Annotated in this window: 15 protein-coding genes; 12 read left to right on the forward strand and 3 right to left on the reverse strand. The window is 57.6% G+C overall.

Features of this window, described 5'->3' with window-relative positions; translation table 11 throughout:
- Positions 1-131 precede the first annotated feature (131 nt).
- Positions 132-707, reverse strand: coding sequence for a DUF3304 domain-containing protein (locus ACIP6T_RS21490; protein WP_400458813.1), 576 nt, complete (start codon positions 705-707; stop codon positions 132-134).
- Between the two features lie 298 nt (positions 708-1,005).
- Positions 1,006-1,920, reverse strand: a complete 915-nt coding sequence (locus ACIP6T_RS21495; RefSeq protein ID WP_400458815.1) for a sugar ABC transporter substrate-binding protein — start codon at positions 1,918-1,920, stop codon at positions 1,006-1,008.
- 423 nt (positions 1,921-2,343) lie between these two features.
- Here ACIP6T_RS21495 and ACIP6T_RS21500 point away from each other — a divergent pair, with 423 nt between their 5' ends.
- The 8 genes from ACIP6T_RS21500 (at position 2,344) to ACIP6T_RS21535 (ending at position 12,924) form a co-directional block, all read left to right on the forward strand.
- Positions 2,344-3,726 (forward strand): MFS transporter, encoded by a 1,383-nt coding sequence (locus ACIP6T_RS21500; RefSeq protein ID WP_400458817.1) that lies wholly within the window; start codon positions 2,344-2,346, stop codon positions 3,724-3,726.
- A 164-nt stretch (positions 3,727-3,890) separates the two neighbouring features.
- A complete protein-coding gene (locus ACIP6T_RS21505; RefSeq protein WP_400458819.1) occupies positions 3,891-5,054 on the forward strand; it encodes an HD-GYP domain-containing protein in 1,164 nt (387 codons plus the stop codon).
- Between the two features lie 108 nt (positions 5,055-5,162).
- Positions 5,163-5,252 (forward strand): K(+)-transporting ATPase subunit F, encoded by a 90-nt coding sequence (gene kdpF / locus ACIP6T_RS21510; RefSeq protein ID WP_099686964.1) that lies wholly within the window; start codon positions 5,163-5,165, stop codon positions 5,250-5,252.
- Positions 5,252-6,931 (forward strand): potassium-transporting ATPase subunit KdpA, encoded by a 1,680-nt coding sequence (gene kdpA, locus ACIP6T_RS21515; RefSeq protein WP_097095719.1) that lies wholly within the window; start codon positions 5,252-5,254, stop codon positions 6,929-6,931. The genes kdpF and kdpA overlap by 1 nt, the downstream gene beginning before the upstream one ends.
- Positions 6,932-6,938: 7 nt before the next feature.
- Positions 6,939-8,987, forward strand: a complete 2,049-nt coding sequence (kdpB, locus tag ACIP6T_RS21520; protein WP_345827854.1) for a potassium-transporting ATPase subunit KdpB — start codon at positions 6,939-6,941, stop codon at positions 8,985-8,987.
- An 11-nt stretch (positions 8,988-8,998) separates the two neighbouring features.
- Complete coding sequence (gene kdpC / locus ACIP6T_RS21525; protein ID WP_097095721.1) at positions 8,999-9,568, forward strand: potassium-transporting ATPase subunit KdpC; 570 nt, start codon at positions 8,999-9,001, stop codon at positions 9,566-9,568.
- Between the two features lie 119 nt (positions 9,569-9,687).
- Complete coding sequence (gene kdpD / locus ACIP6T_RS21530) at positions 9,688-12,360, forward strand: two-component system sensor histidine kinase KdpD (protein ID WP_097095722.1); 2,673 nt, start codon at positions 9,688-9,690, stop codon at positions 12,358-12,360.
- A 54-nt stretch (positions 12,361-12,414) separates the two neighbouring features.
- Positions 12,415-12,924 (forward strand): TIGR00645 family protein, encoded by a 510-nt coding sequence (locus tag ACIP6T_RS21535; RefSeq protein ID WP_400458822.1) that lies wholly within the window; start codon positions 12,415-12,417, stop codon positions 12,922-12,924.
- Positions 12,925-13,039: 115 nt separating this feature from the next.
- On the opposite strand, the gene ACIP6T_RS21540 is transcribed toward ACIP6T_RS21535, so the two are convergent.
- A complete protein-coding gene (locus ACIP6T_RS21540; protein ID WP_400458824.1) occupies positions 13,040-13,972 on the reverse strand; it encodes a LysR family transcriptional regulator in 933 nt (310 codons plus the stop codon).
- A 92-nt stretch (positions 13,973-14,064) separates the two neighbouring features.
- Between ACIP6T_RS21540 and ACIP6T_RS21545 the strand changes: the two genes are divergently transcribed.
- The 4 genes from ACIP6T_RS21545 to ACIP6T_RS21560 all read left to right on the forward strand — a co-directional run bounded on the left by ACIP6T_RS21545 (position 14,065) and on the right by ACIP6T_RS21560 (position 18,187).
- Positions 14,065-15,273: an MFS transporter gene (locus ACIP6T_RS21545; protein ID WP_097095725.1), complete on the forward strand. Its 1,209-nt coding sequence runs from the start codon at positions 14,065-14,067 to the stop codon at positions 15,271-15,273.
- Positions 15,274-15,327: 54 nt separating this feature from the next.
- Entirely contained in the window at positions 15,328-16,677 is a 1,350-nt protein-coding gene (locus ACIP6T_RS21550) for a sodium:proton antiporter (RefSeq protein ID WP_097095726.1), read from the forward strand.
- A gap of 26 nt (positions 16,678-16,703) precedes the next feature.
- The gene (locus ACIP6T_RS21555; protein WP_097095727.1) at positions 16,704-17,051 is read left to right on the forward strand and encodes a hypothetical protein; all 348 of its coding nucleotides are present in this window, start codon (positions 16,704-16,706) and stop codon (positions 17,049-17,051) included.
- A gap of 239 nt (positions 17,052-17,290) precedes the next feature.
- Entirely contained in the window at positions 17,291-18,187 is an 897-nt protein-coding gene (locus tag ACIP6T_RS21560; RefSeq protein ID WP_097095728.1) for an alpha/beta hydrolase, read from the forward strand.
- Positions 18,188-18,270: the final 83 nt, after the last annotated feature.

Consider the following 18,270-nt stretch of genomic DNA (forward strand, 5'->3'; position numbering starts at 1 on the left):
ATTTTATTTTCACAGCCAAATTCCTTTTGCTGGTTGGATGGTTAAAGACGTGTATTTATGTAAATCATTCCGCTTTTCATTAAGTGTGCTAAGTCATAGAAGTTCTGGCGGATACCAGGTTAGTGCGGTGTTTACTTCGGACATACAGCAGGCTCCTTCATGTTCACAGGTTCTTTGATGGGATAAGCAGGGCTGCCATAACTGGCACAACTGGTTGTTACCTTGATCTGTTCACAGGGGAAGAAGTGGACCGTGATACCGCAGGTTTTTTCAGAAGAGGTGTAGGGAGGAAGCTGAACAACCGCGGAGTGCGTTTTGTTCAGTAATTTGATTTTCTGAAACCATGCAGCTAAATCATTGTTATAAGTTCTTGCTTCTTGCTCCCAAATTTTTTTAGTTTGCCCGTGATTCACTGGGGGTTTTGGTCTGGGTATTTCTGGAGCATCACTGGCAAAAGCAATGCCGGTTTCCCATTCGACCCGAACGGTCAATCCTGGTTTCCACGCAGATGGTGACTGATAGCAGCATCCTCCACCGCCCCCTTGAAACGGGCCTATAGCATCCAGCCCGGACTGACCATTCACGCTGAAGTGATTGATGGCCCATTTCGTATGATTTACTGCTTCAATAGTGCCGGCGAAAGCAGGCTGAAAGAATGCGGTCAGCAGCAAGACCCCCGCTATCCCTACGGAAGGTTTAAGTTTCACAGCGCAATCCCTTTTGCTTGTTGATTAATTAATGGCCTGTACTTTGTGTGGATTCTGAGAGGGTTTCATTAAGAAATCAAATGATAAAACGGCATGTTGTAGGGGATTACAAAGTCAGGACACTGCTTTGGGCTTTTCATATAAGGTGTTTGTTTTAAGGCTGGTTTACCACCTAACTAGCGATGGGGGAATGGTATAAATCACTTTTCGATCAATAAGTTAAATCCTGCCAGGTTATCTTATCGAGCGTGATTATCCGCGGTTGGCCCAACTGGGCCAACCCTGCATGGGTGTACGGTTACTGGCTCTTTTCCACGTACTTCTGCATATTCTCTTTGGTTACCAGCTCGAACGGGATCCACACGTGTGAATCGACTTTCTCGCCTTTAATCAGCTTCTGCGCCACATCCACCGACGCTTTGCCCTGGCCGACCGCATCCTGGAACACCGTCACCTGAATCTTGTCCTGCGACAGCGCTTTCAAACCATCCGGCGTGGCATCAATGCCGCCCACCAGCACTTTTTTGTTGCCCTTTGCCAGCGCCATAGCGGCACCAATCGCCATCTCATCGTTGTTGGCTGCAACAATATCAATCGCTTCATCGTTGCCAAGCCAGTTGTTCATCAGATCCATGCCTTCGTTACGCGCATAGTTGGCGGGCTGCTTCTGCACCACTTTCATGCCGGGATATTTCGCCACCACTTGTTCAACGTCTTTAGTACGTTGCAGCGCGCCGGCATCGGTCAGGTTGCCGATCATGATCGCCACGTTACCTTTGTAATTGGCCATTTTGGCCAGCGCTTCCATCTGCAAAGTGCCGGATTCACGCTCGTCGGAGCCGACAAATACTACGCCCGGCGGCAGCGATTTATCGCCCGGCGTGCGGTTAACGTACACCAGCGGAATTTTCGCCTGCTGCGCCAGCCTGGTGAGTTGCGGCGTGCTGGCGGAATCGACTGGATCGACGATGATGGCGTCCACACCTGAGCCGATGAAACTCTGCACCTGATCGGTTTGGCGGCCAACGTCACCGCGTGCATCTTCAAACTGAATATCGAGTCCGCGCGCTTTAGCTTCTTTATCAATCGACTGGCGAATAATCGTCAGGAAGTTTTGATCGAAGTAGGCCATTGATACGCCAATTTTTTCCGCCAGTGCCGAGGCAGAAACTGAGAGCAGGCCGAGCAACACAATCGCCTTGAGGGTTTTCATCGCAGACTCCAGAGTAAGCTTGTTATTAGAATGAATGTTTCATTGATATTAAAAATGGCTCAATGAAATCATTTTCAGCCTACGAGTCCGTCAGGCGGCTGACAATCTGCTTGGGCGGATTTTGCAGCTAAGCGCACACTTTGCTGCCAGGCGCGCCTTCTCTTCGCGCGCTCATAGTGTTGATGCGAAGGATTTTCCTAGAACAGGCGCACATTCTGGTGCAAAAGCACGCTGTTCTTGTTGGTTTTGTGCAGCGCCGCACCTCGCCTTGTGGCAGTTGCCAAATCCGATGCCATTTTGCCCGCGCGATTCCGCCATTCGCCCAATGACCGCGGCTGAATTGGCTTCCTATAGTTGCTGAACAGGGGAAATAAAGCGGTATTCCTGCAAGACATCGAGCGCACTCATTAAGGAATTCAGCCCATGCACAAAGCCAATAACCGCAGGCAGAATAGCCACGTACGCGTGTGGATCTTATGCTTGATCCTGTTTCTTTCCGTGGTGGCGTACGCCGACCGTTCGATCCTGTCGATCTCCGGATCGGCGATCAAAGATGAGTTTGGACTTTCGGCGATTCAGCTTGGCCTGGTCCTCTCAGCCTTCAGCTGGGCGTATGTGATCGGCCAGATCCCTGGCGGGCTGTTTCTCGATCGCTTCGGCACCAAAAAAGTTTATGGCGTGACGCTGGCGCTGTGGTCGATTTCCACGCTGCTAATGGGCTTTGTGGGAGAGTTCTCCAGCGGAATGACCATGGCGTTAACGCTGATGTTTGCGCTGCGTTTTGCACTGGGCCTGATTGAAGCACCGAGTTTTCCTGCCAATGCGCGCGCGGTGATTATGTGGTTTCCGAGCGCTGAACGCGGTCGTGCCTCGTCGTTATTTGCTTCGGCGCAATATTTTGCCGTGGCCATCTTCTCGCCGCTTTCTGGCTGGCTGGTGTCGCGCTTCGGCTGGGAATGGCCGTTCTTTGTATTGGGCGGCATTGGCGTGTTGGCGGTGTTTGTCTGGATGGGCTTTATGCGCAGCCCGCGCCACCATCCACAGGTATCGGACGCGGAGCTGCGCTATATCGAGCAGGGCGGTGCGCTGGTGGATATTGATGAGGCGCACACCTTAAAAGCCCGGCCGCCGCTGAGCAAAGCGATGTTCAAAAAGCTGCTGAGTAACCGCATGCTGTGGTGCGCCTATATCGGCCAATATTGCACTATTGCGCTGAGCTACTTCTTTATCACCTGGTTCCCGATCTATCTGGTGCAGGCGCGCGGCATGAACATTATGGATGCCGGCTTTGCCACCATCGCGCCGGCGCTGTTCGGCTTCCTCGGCGGTATCAGCGGCGGCTATATCTCCGACAAACTGCTGGCGAACGGCTGGAGTTTGTCGTGGGCGCGTAAGACGCCGTATATCGTTGGCATGCTGATGGCCGCATCGCTGATTCTGGCGGCGATTATCCCCAGCAACGTCGGCATTATCGCCATTATGTCCTTCGCCTTCTTTGGCAAAGGCGTGGCGGCAGGCGCGGGCACCTGGACGATTGTTAGCGATACTGCACCGAAAGAAGCGGTTGGCCTGGCAGGTGCGATTTTTAACGGCATCGGCAATATGGCTGGTTTTATCACGCCGCTGCTGTTCGGCATCATCGTCGGTTTAACCGGCAGTTACAGCATCGGGCTGGTATTCGTGGGTGCGCATTGTGTCGTCGCGGCACTGCTGTTCCTGCTGGTGATGGGACCGATTGAACGCGTCGGCGAGGAGCAGGAGACTTCAAGCCAGGTCGCCATGAATGGCGACCCTACAACCCCGTAGGGTGCGCATTTATGCGCACCTGGTCAAAGCCCTTACCGTCATACGGTGCGCATCGATGCGCACCTCCCCCCACAATCCTCACCAATCGCACAAATCCCTCCTGAAGATTTTTTGTTCAGCTGCCGATATCTCCTTACCACCCACTGATATTAAGGAGCGATATCGTGATAAAGCTGATTAACGTTGACGAACTGCGGCAGGGCATGTTTATCCACAAACTTGAGGTTTGGTGGGTAAAAGATAAGCGCATCCGCAACCAAATGCTGATCACCGATAAACGCCAGATCGCGATGATCCGTAACGAGGGGATCCTGCAGCTGTGGATCGATCTCGATAAATCGGTTCAGGCTCCTGTCGCGCCTATGCCGCAGAAAGCTATTCCGCAAACGCCCTTTTTTCAGGAGATGGATCAAGCGCAAAGTATTTTCAATCAGGGGAAGCTGCAGGTGCTGGCGATGTTTAATGAGGCGCGCATGGGGCAAAGGCTTGACCTTGATTATACCCTTGATCTGGTGGATCAAATTGCCGGTTCGATTACCCGCGAGCCAACGGCATTGCTCAGTGTGGCACGGCTGAAAAATCATGACGATTACACCTATCTGCACTCGATGGCGGTGTGCGGATTAATGATTTCGCTCGGCAAAAAAATGGGCCTGGATGAGCAACAGCTGCGTCGCGTCGGCATGGGCGGTTTGCTGCATGATGTCGGCAAAGCGGCGGTACCGCTGGAGATTCTCAACAAGCCCGGCAGGCTGAGCGACGAAGAGTTTACCGTGATGCGCCAGCATCCGATTGTCGGCGCGCAGATGTTGATGGAAGCCGATGCCGGTGAAGATCTGCTGGATATCGCGCTGCACCACCATGAAAAATATGACGGCAGCGGCTATCCACACGGCCTGAAAGGAGAGGACATCACGCTGTTTTCCCGCATGGCGGCGGTGTGTGACGTCTATGATGCGGTGACTTCGAATCGCGCGTATCGCAAAGGCTGGACCCCTGCTGAAGCGATGCACCATATGCTGAGCTGGCGCGGCCATTTCGACAACACGCTGATGCATACTTTCGTGCGTACTATCGGGATTTATCCGGTGGGATCGCTGGTACGGCTGGCTTCCGGGCGCGTGGCGCTGGTGGTGCAGGCCGGTGAAAAATCATTGCTGAAACCAAAAGTGCATGTTTTCTGGTCGCTTCACGCTCAACGCGAAGTGAAAGCGGAAGCGCTCGATCTCGGCGACAGCTTCTGCACCGACAGTATTACCGGCGCTGAGGACAGCGGACTGTGGCACAACGTCGATCTGAATCGTATCTGGGCGTTAGAAAGCGCTTAATTTCACACCATTTTTATACTTTATTTACGCCCGTCTCCTGCCTTTTTACCCCTTCTTTATGCCGCGCCGCGCATGCTTGCAGCACTACCAAATCCTCTGGAGGTTGCTGTGAGCGTGGGCGTGATAGCCAGCATCGTGCTGGTGTTTATTCTTCTGGGCTACCTGATTTATGCCCTGCTTAATGCGGAGGCGTTCTGATGGCTGCGAATGCATTCTTGCTGATTGCGGTATTCCTGCTGGTACTGATGGTGCTGGCGCAACCGCTGGGTCGTTACCTCGCGCTATTCGTCGCTGATAAGCCGCTGCTGCCGCGCACCGAACGCGCGCTGTGGCGACTGGCCGGCGCGGACGGCGACGCCATGCGCTGGCCGCACTATCTGCTGGCGATTTTGCTGTTTAACCTGCTCGGTTTTGCTGTGTTGCTGCTGATGTTGATGACGCAGGCGGCGCTGCCGCTCAACCCACAGCATCTGCCCAATCTGAGCTGGGATCTGGCGCTGAATACCGCCATCAGTTTCGTCACCAATACTAACTGGCAGTCTTATGCCGGGGAGAGCACGCTGAGCTATTTCAGTCAGATGGCGGGCCTCACGGTGCAGAACTTCCTGTCGGCGGCAACCGGCATCGCGGTGGCGTTTGCGCTGATTCGTGGTTTCGCCAACCGTTCGCTGGCGACGCTCGGCAACGCCTGGCGCGATCTGACGCGCATCACCGTTTACGTGCTGCTGCCGATCAGCCTGGTGATGGCGCTGTTCTTCGTCAGCCAGGGCAGCATTCAAACGTTCGAGCCTTATCACGCGCTTACCACGCTGGAAGGGGCGCAGCAGACGCTGCCGCTCGGACCGGTGGCGTCGCAGGAAGCGATCAAAATGCTTGGCACCAACGGCGGCGGTTTCTTTAACGTCAACTCGGCGCATCCGTTCGAGAACCCGACGGCGCTGAGTAACTTCATCCAGATGCTGAGCATCTTCCTGATCCCGGCAGCGCTCTGTTTCACCTTTGGTCAGCATCTTGGCGATCGTCGTCAGGGCCACATGCTGCTGTGGGCGATGACCATTATGTTCGTGCTGGCGGTGATCACCGTGATGTGGGCCGAACTGCGTGGTAACCCGCACTTCCTGACGCTTGGCGCGGACAGCGCCATCAACATGGAAGGTAAGGAGACGCGCTTTGGCATCCTCAACTCCAGCCTGTTTGCGGTGATCACCACCGCGGCATCGTGCGGTGCGGTGAACGCCATGCATGACTCTTTCACCGCGCTCGGCGGCATGGTGCCGATGTGGCTGATGCAGTTGGGTGAAGTGGTATTCGGCGGCGTTGGCGCGGGTCTGTACGGCATGCTGCTGTTCGTGCTGCTGGGGGTGTTTATCGCCGGGTTGATGATCGGTCGCACGCCGGAATATATGGGCAAAAAGATCGACGTGTGGGAGATGAAGATGACCGCGCTGGCGATTCTGGTGACGCCAACGCTGGTGCTGCTCGGTACCGCGCTGGCGATGATGACCGACGCTGGCCGCGCGGGGATGGCCAATCCCGGCATTCACGGCTTTAGCGAAGTGCTGTATGCGGTGTCATCGGCGGCCAACAACAACGGCAGCGCCTTTGCCGGCCTGAGCGCAAACACGCCGTTCTGGAACCTGCTGCTGGGTTTCTGCATGTTGATCGGTCGTTTCGGCATCATCATTCCGGTGCTGGCGATTGCCGGTTCGCTGGCGGCGAAGAAAATTCAGCCGGTGGGCAACGGTACGCTGCCAACGCACGGCCCGCTGTTTATCGCGCTACTGATTGGCACCGTCTTGCTGGTGGGCGCGTTGACGTTCATCCCCGCGCTGGCGCTTGGCCCGGTAGCGGAACATCTGCAACTTATTCAGGGATAACGGAATCATGAGTCGTCAACAACTGGCGCTGTTTGATGCGGCGCTAACGCGCGTTGCCATGCTGGATGCGCTAAAAAAACTCGATCCGCGCGTACAGTTCCGCAACCCGGTGATGTTTATCGTGTGGCTCGGCAGCGTGCTGACCTCGGTATTAGCGGCTGGCATGGCCGTCGGCACGCTCAGCGGCAGCGCTGGCTTTACCGCTGCGGTTGCCATCTGGCTGTGGTTCACCGTGCTGTTTGCTAACTTTGCCGAAGCGCTGGCGGAAGGGCGCAGCAAGGCGCAGGCCAACAGCCTGAAAGGCATCAGCAAAACCAGCGATGCGAAAAAACTGGCCGAACCGCGCCATGGCGCGCAGTGGCACAACGTGGCCGCCGACACGCTGCGCAAAGGCGATGTGGTGCTGGTGGAAGCCGGTGACATCATTCCCTGCGACGGCGAAGTGCTGGAGGGCGGCGCATCGGTGGATGAAAGCGCGATCACCGGTGAATCTGCGCCGGTGATCCGTGAATCCGGCGGCGACTTCTCCTCCGTAACCGGCGGTACACGCATTCTGTCTGACTGGCTGGTGATTCAGTGCAGCGTCAATCCGGGGGAAACCTTCCTCGATCGCATGATCGCCATGGTGGAAGGCGCCAAACGTCGCAAAACGCCGAACGAAGTGGCGCTGACCATTCTGCTGGTGTCGCTGACGATTGTGTTCCTGCTGGCGACCGTCACGCTGTGGCCCTTCTCAGCCTATGGTGGCACGCCCGTCAGCGTGACGGTGCTGGTCGCCCTGCTGGTGTGCCTGATTCCTACCACCATCGGCGGCTTGTTGTCGGCTATCGGTGTGGCGGGCATGAGCCGCATGCTCGGTGCGAATGTTATCGCTACCAGCGGTCGTGCCGTTGAAGCGGCGGGTGACGTCGATGTGTTGATGCTGGATAAAACCGGCACCATTACCCTCGGCAACCGTCAGGCGACGCAATTCCTGCCGGCACCGGGCGTTAGCGAGCAGCAGCTGGCCGATGCGGCGCAGCTGGCGTCGCTGGCCGATGAAACCCCGGAAGGGCGCAGCATCGTGGTGCTGGCGAAGCAGAAATTTAACCTGCGTGAGCGCGATCTGAGCAGCATGGGCGCCAGCTTCATTCCGTTCTCGGCGCAAACGCGGATGAGCGGCGTCAACGTGCAGGATCGCCTGATCCGTAAAGGCGCGGTAGATGCCGTTCGTCGCCATATCGAAGCCAGCAACGGCCGTTTTCCCGCGCAAGTGAACGCTGACGTTGAAGAGGTGGCGCGCGCCGGCGGTACACCGCTGGTGGTGGCTGAAGGTGCACAAGTGCTGGGCGTGGTGGCGCTGAAAGACATCGTCAAAGGCGGCATTAAAGAGCGCTTTGCCGAGCTGCGCAAGATGGGCATCAAAACAGTGATGATTACCGGCGATAACCCGTTAACCGCAGCGGCGATTGCGGCGGAAGCGGGCGTTGATGATTTCCTGTCGGAAGCCACGCCGGAAGCCAAGCTGGCGCTGATTCGCCAGTATCAGGCGGAAGGGCGTTTAGTGGCGATGACCGGCGACGGCACCAATGACGCACCGGCGCTGGCGCAGGCCGACGTGGCGGTGGCGATGAACTCCGGTACCCAGGCGGCAAAAGAGGCGGGTAACATGGTCGATCTCGACTCTAACCCGACCAAGCTGCTGGAAGTGGTGCACATCGGCAAACAGATGCTGATGACGCGCGGTTCGCTCACCACTTTCAGTATCGCCAACGACGTGGCGAAGTATTTCGCCATTATTCCGGCCGCGTTTGCCGCCACCTATCCGCAGCTCAACATGTTGAACGTGATGGGGCTGCATTCGCCTAATTCGGCGATTCTGTCGGCGGTGATTTTCAACGCGCTGGTGATTGTGTTTCTGATCCCGCTGGCGCTAAAAGGCGTAAGTTATCGCCCGTTGAGCGCCGCAGCGCTGCTGCGTCGCAACTTGTGGATTTATGGCGCGGGCGGATTAGTGGTGCCGTTTATCGGGATTAAAGCTATCGACCTGCTGCTGACGCTGCTTGGTCTGGCTTGAGGAGAAGAGAAATGAGTCAGTTACGTCCGGCTATTGTATTGTTAATGATACTGACGCTGCTTACCGGCGCGGTGTATCCGCTGCTCACCACCGGTTTGGCGCAGTGGTGGTTCCCGTCGCAGGCCAAGGGTTCGCTGATTGAGCAGGATGGCGCGGTGCGCGGTTCTGAGCAGATCGGCCAGGCCTTTAGCCAGCCGGGCCACTTTTGGGGCCGTCCTTCCGCTACCGGTGATGCGCCTTATAACCCGCTGTCCTCCAGCGGCAGCAATCTGGCCGCCAGCAATCCGGCGCTGGATAAAGCCGTGGCGGAACGCGTCGCTGCGCTGCGCGCGGCGAATCCGCAGGCCGCTAAAGCGGTGCCAGTGGAGTTGGTCACCGCGTCGGCGAGCGGTTTAGATCCTGATATTTCGCCGGAAGCGGCCTTGTGGCAAGCTCCGCGCATCGCCGCCGCGCATCACATGGCGCTGCAAGATGTTGAGGCGCTGATTGCGCGTCAAACCGAGCGCCCGCTGTTGCCGTTTATCGGTGAAGAGACGGTGAACGTGCTGCGCCTGAATATGGCGCTGGATGATTTGCAGTAACAACCGGTCGCCATGAATGGCGACCCTACGCTAATTTTGCGAGATTTTCGTAGGGTGCGCATTCATGCGCACCTGCAAGCATAGGCGATTTATCGCGCGGTTTTTACAATGGACGATCGATGAACGACGACATATCTCGCCCCGATCCCGATGCACTGCTGCTGAATCACAGCGACAGCCATCGCGGTAAGCTGAAAATCTACTTCGGCGCCTGCGCGGGCGTGGGTAAAACCTTCGCCATGTTGCAGGAAGCACAGCGCCTGCGCGCGCAAGGCCTCGATGTGTTAGCCGGCGTGGTGGAAACGCATGGCCGCGAAGAGACCGCCGCGCTGCTCAACGGGCTGGCGGTGCTGCCGCGTCGTGCCACCGGGCGTTCGCGTCATGCTGAATTCGATCTTGATGCCGCGCTGGCGCGCCATCCGGCGGTGATTCTGATGGATGAGCTGGCGCACACCAACGTGCAGGGTTCACGCCATCCTAAACGCTGGCAGGACATTGAGGAGCTGCTCGAGGCGGGTATCGATGTCATCACTACCGTCAATGTCCAGCATCTGGAGAGCCTGAATGATGTGGTTGGCGGTGTAACCGGTATTCAGGTGCGTGAAACCGTGCCCGATCCGTTCTTTGATAGCGCCGACGAAGTGGTGCTGGTCGATCTGCCGCCGGACGATCTGCGCCAGCGGTTAAAAGAGGGCAAAGTCTACGTCGGCGACCGCGCCGAGCGCGCCATCGAAAACTTCTTCCGTAAAGGCAATCTGTTCGCGCTGCGCGAGCTGGCGCTACGGCGCACCGCCGATCGCGTGGATGACCAGATGCGCGCCTGGCGCGATCAGCAGGGCCGCGACAAAGTGTGGCACACGCGTGATGCCATTCTGCTGTGCATTGGTGATGACACCGGCAGCGAAAAGCTGGTGCGCACCGCTGCGCGCCTGGCGGCACGGCTCGGCAGCGAATGGCACGCCGTGTATGTGGAAACGCCTCGCCTCAATCGTCTGCCCGAGGCGCGTCGTCGCGCTATTTTGCGCACGCTGCAGCTGGCGCAGGAGCTGGGGGCAGAAACCGCGACGCTCTCCGATCCTGATGAAGCGCGTGCCGTGCTGCGTTACGCGCGCGAGCATAATCTGGGCAAAATTGTCACCGGACGCCAGCCACAGCGGCGCTGGCGGCGCGACAGTTTTGCTCAACGTCTGGGCGAACTCGGTCCGGATCTCGATTTATTAGTAGTGGCGCTGGACGAACCGGTGCGCGATGCGCCGCATCCGCTCGGTGGCCAGCGTGCCAGCGGTGAAAAATGGCGGCTGCACCTGCGCGGCTGCCTGATGGCGTTGCTGTTGTGCGTGTTGGTTACCACCGTGGGCCGCTGGCTGCTGAAGGAGTTTGATCCGGCCAACGGCGTCATGATTTATCTGCTGGCGGTGGTGCTGGTAGCGCTGCGCTATGGGCGCTGGCCGTCGGTGTTCGCCACGGTGATCAATATCCTCGCCTTTGACCTGTTTTTTGTTGCTCCCACCGGTACCGTCGCGGTATCGGACTTACAGTATCTGGTGACCTTTGCGGTGATGCTGGCGGTGGGCGTGATTGTCGGGAATTTGACGGCGGGCGTGCGCTATCAGGCCAAAGTGGCGCGCTATCGTGAACAGCGGGCGCGCCATCTGTATGAGATGGCGAAATCCCTCGGCAGCGATCTCACGCCGCAGGATATTGCCACCACCAGCCAGCGAATTATTGACGTTACCTTGCAGGCGCGCAGTTTGCTGCTGTTGCCCGATGAACAGGGCGAGCTACAAACCGTGGGCGATACCGCGATTGGCACGCCGCCGGATCTCGCCATCGCCAAATGGAGCTTCAGCAAAGGCCAGCCCGCGGGCGCAGGTACCGATACTTTACCGGCGGTGCCGTACCAGATTCTGCCGCTGAAAAGCGGCAGTCATTGTCGCGGTTTACTGGTGGTTGAGCCGGAAAACCTGCGACAGCTGATGATTCCCGAGCAGCAGCGTCTGCTGGAAACGTTCACCGTACTGATCGCCAACGCGCTGGAGCGTATGGCGCTGTCGCACAGTGAAGCGGCGTCGCGTCTTGCCGCCGAGCGCGAGCAACTGCGTAATGCGCTGCTGTCGGCGCTATCACACGATCTGCGCACGCCGCTGACGGTGCTGTTTGGTCAGGCGGAAATGCTGATGCTCGATCTCGCCAGCGAACAGTCGAAATATGTGGGACAGGCGAACCAAATTCGCGAGCAGACGCTGAGCACCATTCGCTTAGTGAGCAACATGCTGGATATGGCGCGCATTCAGTCGGGCGGGCTTAATCTGCGCGAAGAGTGGGTGGCGCTGGATGAGGTGATTGGCGGCGCGCTGAGCAGCATGGGACCGTCGCTCAAGGGGCATGAATTTATTCTCGACCTGCCCGAAATGGTCCTGATCAAGGGCGACAGCGCCATGCTGGAGCGCGTGTTTACCAATCTGGTTGAAAATAGCCTGAAATATGCTGGAAATGCCGCGCAGCACGGCATTCGTGCGTGGCGCGAGCGCGATCGGCTGGAGATTGCGGTGTGGGATAGCGGACCCGGCATTGCGCCAGAGAATCTCACGCGTATTTTCGACAAGTTTGCGCGCGGGGATAAAGAGTCAGCGGTGCCCGGCGTTGGGTTGGGTTTGGCGATTGGCAAAACCATTATCGAATCGCATCGCGGGCGCATCTGGGCAGAAAACCGGCCAGAAGGTGGCGCGGTGTTTCGTTTGTCGCTGCCGCTGCCCGCCGCGCCTGAAATTTCTGAAGAGGGACTGAAATAACTTCACATAAGTTCGGTTATACTCGCCCACTTGTCTGTTGATTAATGGGAACTTATGGAACGTTTTATCGAAAACCTGATGTATTCATCGCGCTGGCTGCTGGCTCCGGTTTACATAGGACTTTCATTGGGCCTTTTGGCGCTGACCATCAAATTTTTCCAGGAAATCTTCCACCTGTTGCCGCATGTTTTCAGCATTGCGGAAAACGATCTGATTTTGCTGCTGCTGTCGCTGGTGGATATGACGCTGGTGGGCGGCTTACTGGTGATGGTGATGCTCTCGGGTTATGAGAATTTTGTCTCTAAGCTGGACATCGATGAAGACCGTGAGAAGCTCAGCTGGCTGGGTAAAATGGATTCCGGCTCGCTGAAAAATAAAGTCGCCGCATCGATTGTGGCAATTTCATCGATTCATCTGCTGCGCATTTTTATGGACGCCCGTAACGTCGCCAACGAAAAGCTGATGTGGTACGTGATTATTCACCTGACATTTGTGCTGTCGGCGTTTGTAATGGGCTGGCTGGATAATATGTCGAAGGCGGATAAGAAAGTGGCAAAGATGTAGTTTGGTGCGCGATAGCCCTCACCCCAGCCCTCTCCCGCAAGCGGGCGAGGGGGCTGACCGTGCAGCCATCAGTTCCCTCTCCCACTGGGAGAGGGTTAGGGTGAGGGGAAAACCACTACCGCGTTGCCGGCTGCGTTCCCGCCAGCTTTGGCATCACTTCCCGAATCATCTCGAAAAACTGCCGTAATCGCGCCGGATAATAGCTGGCCCACGGATAGGTCAGCCACACCGGCAGCGGCGGCGCTTGCCACTCTGGCATTAACTGAATCAAATCCCCTTTCGCTAAATCTTCCTGCACCACCCAGGATGACACCACTGCTGCGCCCATCCCGGCCACGGCGGCTTTGCGTACCGCGTACAAACTGTCGCTGGCGAGGCGCGGGGCAATCGCCAGATTCACCGGCTGCCCGTCGCTGATACGCTGCAAAGCGATCTCGTTACGATAAAAGCTGGTCAGCGCCAGCCACGGCAGTTGGGTGAGCTGCGATACGTCCTTCACCGGCGGATGCGCCGCCAGCAGCGAGGGGGCCGCCACCACAAAGCGCGGCACCTCAGCCAGCAATATCGCCACGATGGATGAGTCGCTCGGCGCACCGACCTGAATCGCGCAGTCGATGTTTTCACTGATGAAGTCCGGCGTGCGGTCATTCAGCGTCCACTCCACCGTTAAGCGTGGGTAGCGATGCAGATAATCAATCAGCGGTTCAATCAGCTGATCCTGACCAAAGGCGTGTGGCGCGCGTACCCGCAGGGTGCCAATGGGATCGTCACTGGCACCGGTCAGATCATCTTCCAGCGCGTGCCAGGTGGCCAGCAGCTGACGCGCCTGGGCATAACAACGCTCGCCATCATCGGTGAGCTTCAGCGCATGGGTGGTACGCAGAATCAATTTGAGGCCCAGCCGCTGTTCAAGCGCCTGCAGGCGGCGGCTGATAGTGGGCTGGGTGGTACCCAGCTGCGTCGCTGCCGCTGAGAGTGATCCACTTTCAACAATGCGGATAAAGGTTTGCATCAGTTCGATGCGGTCAACGCTGGAGGGTGTATTCATACGCACCACGTATAACAGTTCTGTGTTTGAACACTCTACCGCGTATGGCGGCGACGCGCTTTAATAAGCGCACTTTCTCGGGGGAATCCACTATGTCAGCCATGTCATCATCTTCAGTCATCACGGCGGAGAAACTGCCCGCACCGCTGGTCTTTACGCTTGCTGCCGGTGCAGGCCTTAGCGTTGCATCGATTTACTACAGCCAGCCGATGCTGGATATCATCAGCAAACAGTTTAACGTCGGCATTGGCAGCGTTGGCATGGTGCCGATGCTGACGCAGGCGGGTTATGCGCTGGGCATTTTGTTGCTGGCACCGCTCGGCGACCGCCACGATCGTCGCACCATCATTTTAGTCAAAGGCTTGCTGCTGGTTGCCGCTTTGCTACTGTGCGGCTTTTCAGGGGGGCTGAACGCCTTGCTGATGGCCAGCTTTGTCACTGGCTTAACGGCCACCGTGGCGCAAGATATCGTTCCGGCGTCGGCGGCGTTAGCACCGGAGCGCAGCCGCGGTAAAACCGTGGGCACGGTGATGACGGGATTGCTGGTCGGCATTTTACTTTCGCGCGTGGTGAGCGGCGTGGTGGCAGAGTATTTCGGCTGGCGCACCATGTATATGGTGGCGGCGGTGGCCGTATTGTTAATTAGCGTCGCGCTGTGGCGCGTATTACCGCGCTTCACGCCGGGAACGTCGGTGAGCTACCCGCGTTTGCTGCTGTCGCTGGCGCATTTGTGGCAGCACCATCAAACGCTGCGCCGTGCTGCGCTGGCGCAAGGCTTGTTATCGGTGGGCTTTAGCGCCTTCTGGTCAACGCTGGCGTTAATGCTAAGCGACAAATTCCATCTGGATAGCGCCGTCGCCGGTGCGTTCGGCCTGGCCGGTGCAGCAGGGGCCTTAGCGGCACCGTTAGCTGGCAGCGTGGCGGATCGCATCGGCCCTGCGCGTGTGACGCAGTACGGCGCCACATTGGTGATGGTGTCGTTCGCGCTGATGTTCCTGCTGCCGCTGTTGCCGATGCCGGCACAGCTTGGTCTGATTATCATCAGCACTATCGGTTTTGATTTGGGCGTGCAGGCTACGCTGGTAGCGCATCAAACCCTGGTTTACAGCCTGGCGCCGGAAGCACGCAGCCGTCTTAACGCCTTAATGTTTACCGTTGTTTTCATCGGTATGGCAACCGGCGCGGCGCTCGGCAGCCTGGCGCTGGCACATTGGGGCTGGACCGGCGTGGTAGCGCTCTCCACGCTCGCCGCTGCGCTTGCCCTGATGATTCGCCTTGCGAGCCGCCATCTGAAAAACTGATCGCCTAACATGTGCCAGGCTTAAAGGAAGAATATGATTTAAAAACGGAGCGTTATGAATTTCCTGGCCTGGACCGCTGCCACCGGCGGTCTCTTACTTCTTATGTCACTGGCTTCCGGTTGGATTCACCGTGGGCCCGTGACCTCATTTGGTCTCTATCTGTTCGCCGGCATCCTGTGTGGTCCGTGGATGCTCAACTTGCTGCAAGTCGATATCATCGGTCACGCCAACCTCGCCGCGCACATCACTGAAATTACCATGGCCGCCTCGCTGTTTATCACCGGGCTTAAGCTGCGTTTGCCGCTCAACGCGCACGCATGGCGCATCGGCGTCAGGCTGGCGTTTCCGGCGATGTTGCTGACCGTTGGCAGTATGACGGTGTTGGTGCACTGGATCACCGGCTTTGATTGGGCACTGTCGCTGGCATTTGGCGCCATTGTGGCGCCGACCGATCCGGTGCTTGCCAGCCTGATTTCGGTGAACGATGCGCGCGATGACGACGCACTGCGCGTGGCGCTCTCCAGCGAAGCGGGCATGAACGATGGCTCAGCGCTGCCGCTGCTGATGCTGGCCATGATCATGCTGCAGCCGGGCGCGCTGACGCTCTCCTCATTCGGTGAATGGTTCGCCAAAGATACGCTCTGGGCCATGGGCGGTGGCCTCGGGATTGGCTTCGCATTGGGTTGGTTGATTGGCCAACTGGCAACGCATTTACGCACCGCCAATCAGGATGTGGCACCCAACGATCTGTTCGCCCTTGCGTTGATTGCGTTGAGCTACGCCGCCGCGCAGGCGGTGGATGCGTCGGGCTTCCTCGCCACGTTTGCCGCAGGCGTGGGCTTGCGGCGCGCGGAATTACGCGTGGTGAAGCACTATCCACAAGATGAGATGTCAGAAGAGGAGCGTTTCCTGCCAGCAGAAGCCCGCGTGAATACCGGCCAGCGCCTGGCGCAAGGCAGTAGCGGCATGGTGAAATCGGTCGGGTTGGTGATCGGCGATGCGCTCTCCTTTGGTGATACTATCGAACGCCTGCTGGCGGCGGGCATGATGGTGGTGCTGGGCATTACGCTGGCACAGCACTGGAATCTCACCGGTATTGGCCTGGCGCTGCTGCTGTTTGTGGTGGTGCGCCCGCTGGCGGTGTGGATCACCACCTGGCGCTGCGACATTCCGCTGATGCGACGGCTGCTGATTGGCTGGCTGGGTATTCGCGGCATCGGCAGTATCAATTATATTGCTTATGCATGGGTGCACGGTATGCGCGGTCCCGAGGCAGAACAGATGGTGGATATGGCGCTGACGTTGGTGGTGTGCAGCATTGTGTTGCACGGCGTGACGGTGACGCCGCTGCTTAACTGGCGTGCCGCCCGCCAGGCCGCCCGCGCAGAGCACAATGAAAACTGATTTATTGGAAATTACTGGAGCCTATTATGAAAGCGTTATTACTCGCCCTCGTTGGGCTGTCACTGTCCGCCAGCGCGCTGGCCGCCGACGGTGATAATAATCAGGAAGAAAATGTTTATGCCAGCCAGCTGTGTCATTTGGTGAGTAGCGAAAAGAAGACCAGCGATTTGGATGGTTACACCGAGAAAATGAAGTCGCAGCTCGCGGCCAGCCAGTCGTCATCGGCGATACAGCAACCGGAATTTAATGAAGAAATCGCGCAGGAAGTGATTAGCGCCTGGCTGGAGTTGGGCGAGGATGAACGCGGAAAGCTGCGCCACGATCAATCGCAATGTGAGCAAACGGTGATGACCCAGTTCCAGCAGCAAGATTAATAGCCGTCATACTTCAAGCGGCAGCTGCGTTGGCGGCGTTCGTTCACCCCTGTCACGTACTTGCTGCCGCTCGAATTATTTAGGTTATTCGAAAAAGCTCGCGCCTTATCAGGCGCGTTTTTTTATGGCTTTTTTGTATGATTTACATACATAATCGCCAGCGTTGAAATAAGACACGCATCACATAATGAGATTCAGCTTTTATAGCTGGCATTTTTTGCATACTGACACTGGGCAAGATGATTACACGTCGTCACTTTTTGTTGGCTACCGGAGCAACCGTTCTCTCCATGACCACGGGCAAGCTGTTTGCTCGCGATGACGTCATTCCGCTGTGGCCCGACGATCCGCCAGGCGGCGGCGGCCCTTCAGGTTTGCTTAAAGTGAACAAGTACGGTTCCTGGACCAACATCGTTTCCCCCGCCATTCAGCGTTTCCGCCCGGAAAATCCCAACGGCGAAGCGGTGATCGTCGCTGCGGGCGGCGGCTATCGTTTTATCGGTATGGGGCGCGAAGCCTGGCCGGTAGCGCGCTGGCTGAATGCAAACGGCTACACCGTGTATGTCCTCAGCTACCGTTTACCGGGCGAAAAGTGGCAGGCGGGCAATCTGGCACCGCTGCAGGATGCACAACGGGCGATTCGCCTGGTGCGTTCGATGGAGCGCAAAGTGCACGTGCTGGGCTTTTCTGCCGGTGGGCATCTGCTCGGCATGGCGGCGGCGCGTCCGAATTTCGACTCGTATCCGGCGCAAGATCCGCTGGATCAGGTCACGCCTAACGTCGATAGCGTGGGGTTGATTTATCCGGTAATCACCCTTGAAGCGCCTTATCAGCACACCAACACCCACCTGATGCTGGTTGGCAATAACGCCACGCCAACGCAGGAAGCCAACTGGTCAGTGCAAAACTACGTCACGCGGCACTATCCACCGACCTTCCTCGCGCAGGCCGAAGACGATCACACCTCCAATCCTCATAACACTGAAATCATGCGGGATACCTGTCGCCGCATGCGCGTGCCGGTTGAGCTGATTGAGCTCAGCAAAGGCGGACACGGGTTCGGCCTCGGTAAAGCGGGCACGCCAGCCGCGTTGTGGGATCAGGCTTATGTGCGCTGGCTGGATAATCTGAGTTAACCCCGGGCGCCATAAAGGGCGTCATCATGATTCGTGCGTGCATGGGGACGGTCGCCATAAATGGCGCCCCTACAGATCTCCAG

The sequence above is a fragment of the Pantoea sp. NPDC088449 genome, assembly GCF_044753225.1.
Taxonomy (GTDB): domain Bacteria; phylum Pseudomonadota; class Gammaproteobacteria; order Enterobacterales; family Enterobacteriaceae; genus Pantoea; species Pantoea floridensis.

What these genes read in the sequence shown, in the direction of transcription:
- ACIP6T_RS21495 (WP_400458815.1), bottom strand. Translation starts at nt 1,920, where the DNA reads ATGAAAACCCTCAAGGCGATTGTGTTGCTCGGCCTGCTCTCAGTTTCT.
- ACIP6T_RS21500 (WP_400458817.1), top strand. Translation starts at nt 2,344, where the DNA reads ATGCACAAAGCCAATAACCGCAGGCAGAATAGCCACGTACGCGTGTGG.
- kdpA (WP_097095719.1), top strand. Translation starts at nt 5,252, where the DNA reads ATGGCTGCGAATGCATTCTTGCTGATTGCGGTATTCCTGCTGGTACTG.
- kdpB (WP_345827854.1), top strand. Translation starts at nt 6,939, where the DNA reads ATGAGTCGTCAACAACTGGCGCTGTTTGATGCGGCGCTAACGCGCGTT.
- kdpC (WP_097095721.1), top strand. Translation starts at nt 8,999, where the DNA reads ATGAGTCAGTTACGTCCGGCTATTGTATTGTTAATGATACTGACGCTG.
- kdpD (WP_097095722.1), top strand. Translation starts at nt 9,688, where the DNA reads ATGAACGACGACATATCTCGCCCCGATCCCGATGCACTGCTGCTGAAT.
- ACIP6T_RS21535 (WP_400458822.1), top strand. Translation starts at nt 12,415, where the DNA reads ATGGAACGTTTTATCGAAAACCTGATGTATTCATCGCGCTGGCTGCTG.
- ACIP6T_RS21540 (WP_400458824.1), bottom strand. Translation starts at nt 13,972, where the DNA reads ATGAATACACCCTCCAGCGTTGACCGCATCGAACTGATGCAAACCTTT.
- ACIP6T_RS21545 (WP_097095725.1), top strand. Translation starts at nt 14,065, where the DNA reads ATGTCAGCCATGTCATCATCTTCAGTCATCACGGCGGAGAAACTGCCC.
- ACIP6T_RS21550 (WP_097095726.1), top strand. Translation starts at nt 15,328, where the DNA reads ATGAATTTCCTGGCCTGGACCGCTGCCACCGGCGGTCTCTTACTTCTT.
- ACIP6T_RS21555 (WP_097095727.1), top strand. Translation starts at nt 16,704, where the DNA reads ATGAAAGCGTTATTACTCGCCCTCGTTGGGCTGTCACTGTCCGCCAGC.
- ACIP6T_RS21560 (WP_097095728.1), top strand. Translation starts at nt 17,291, where the DNA reads ATGATTACACGTCGTCACTTTTTGTTGGCTACCGGAGCAACCGTTCTC.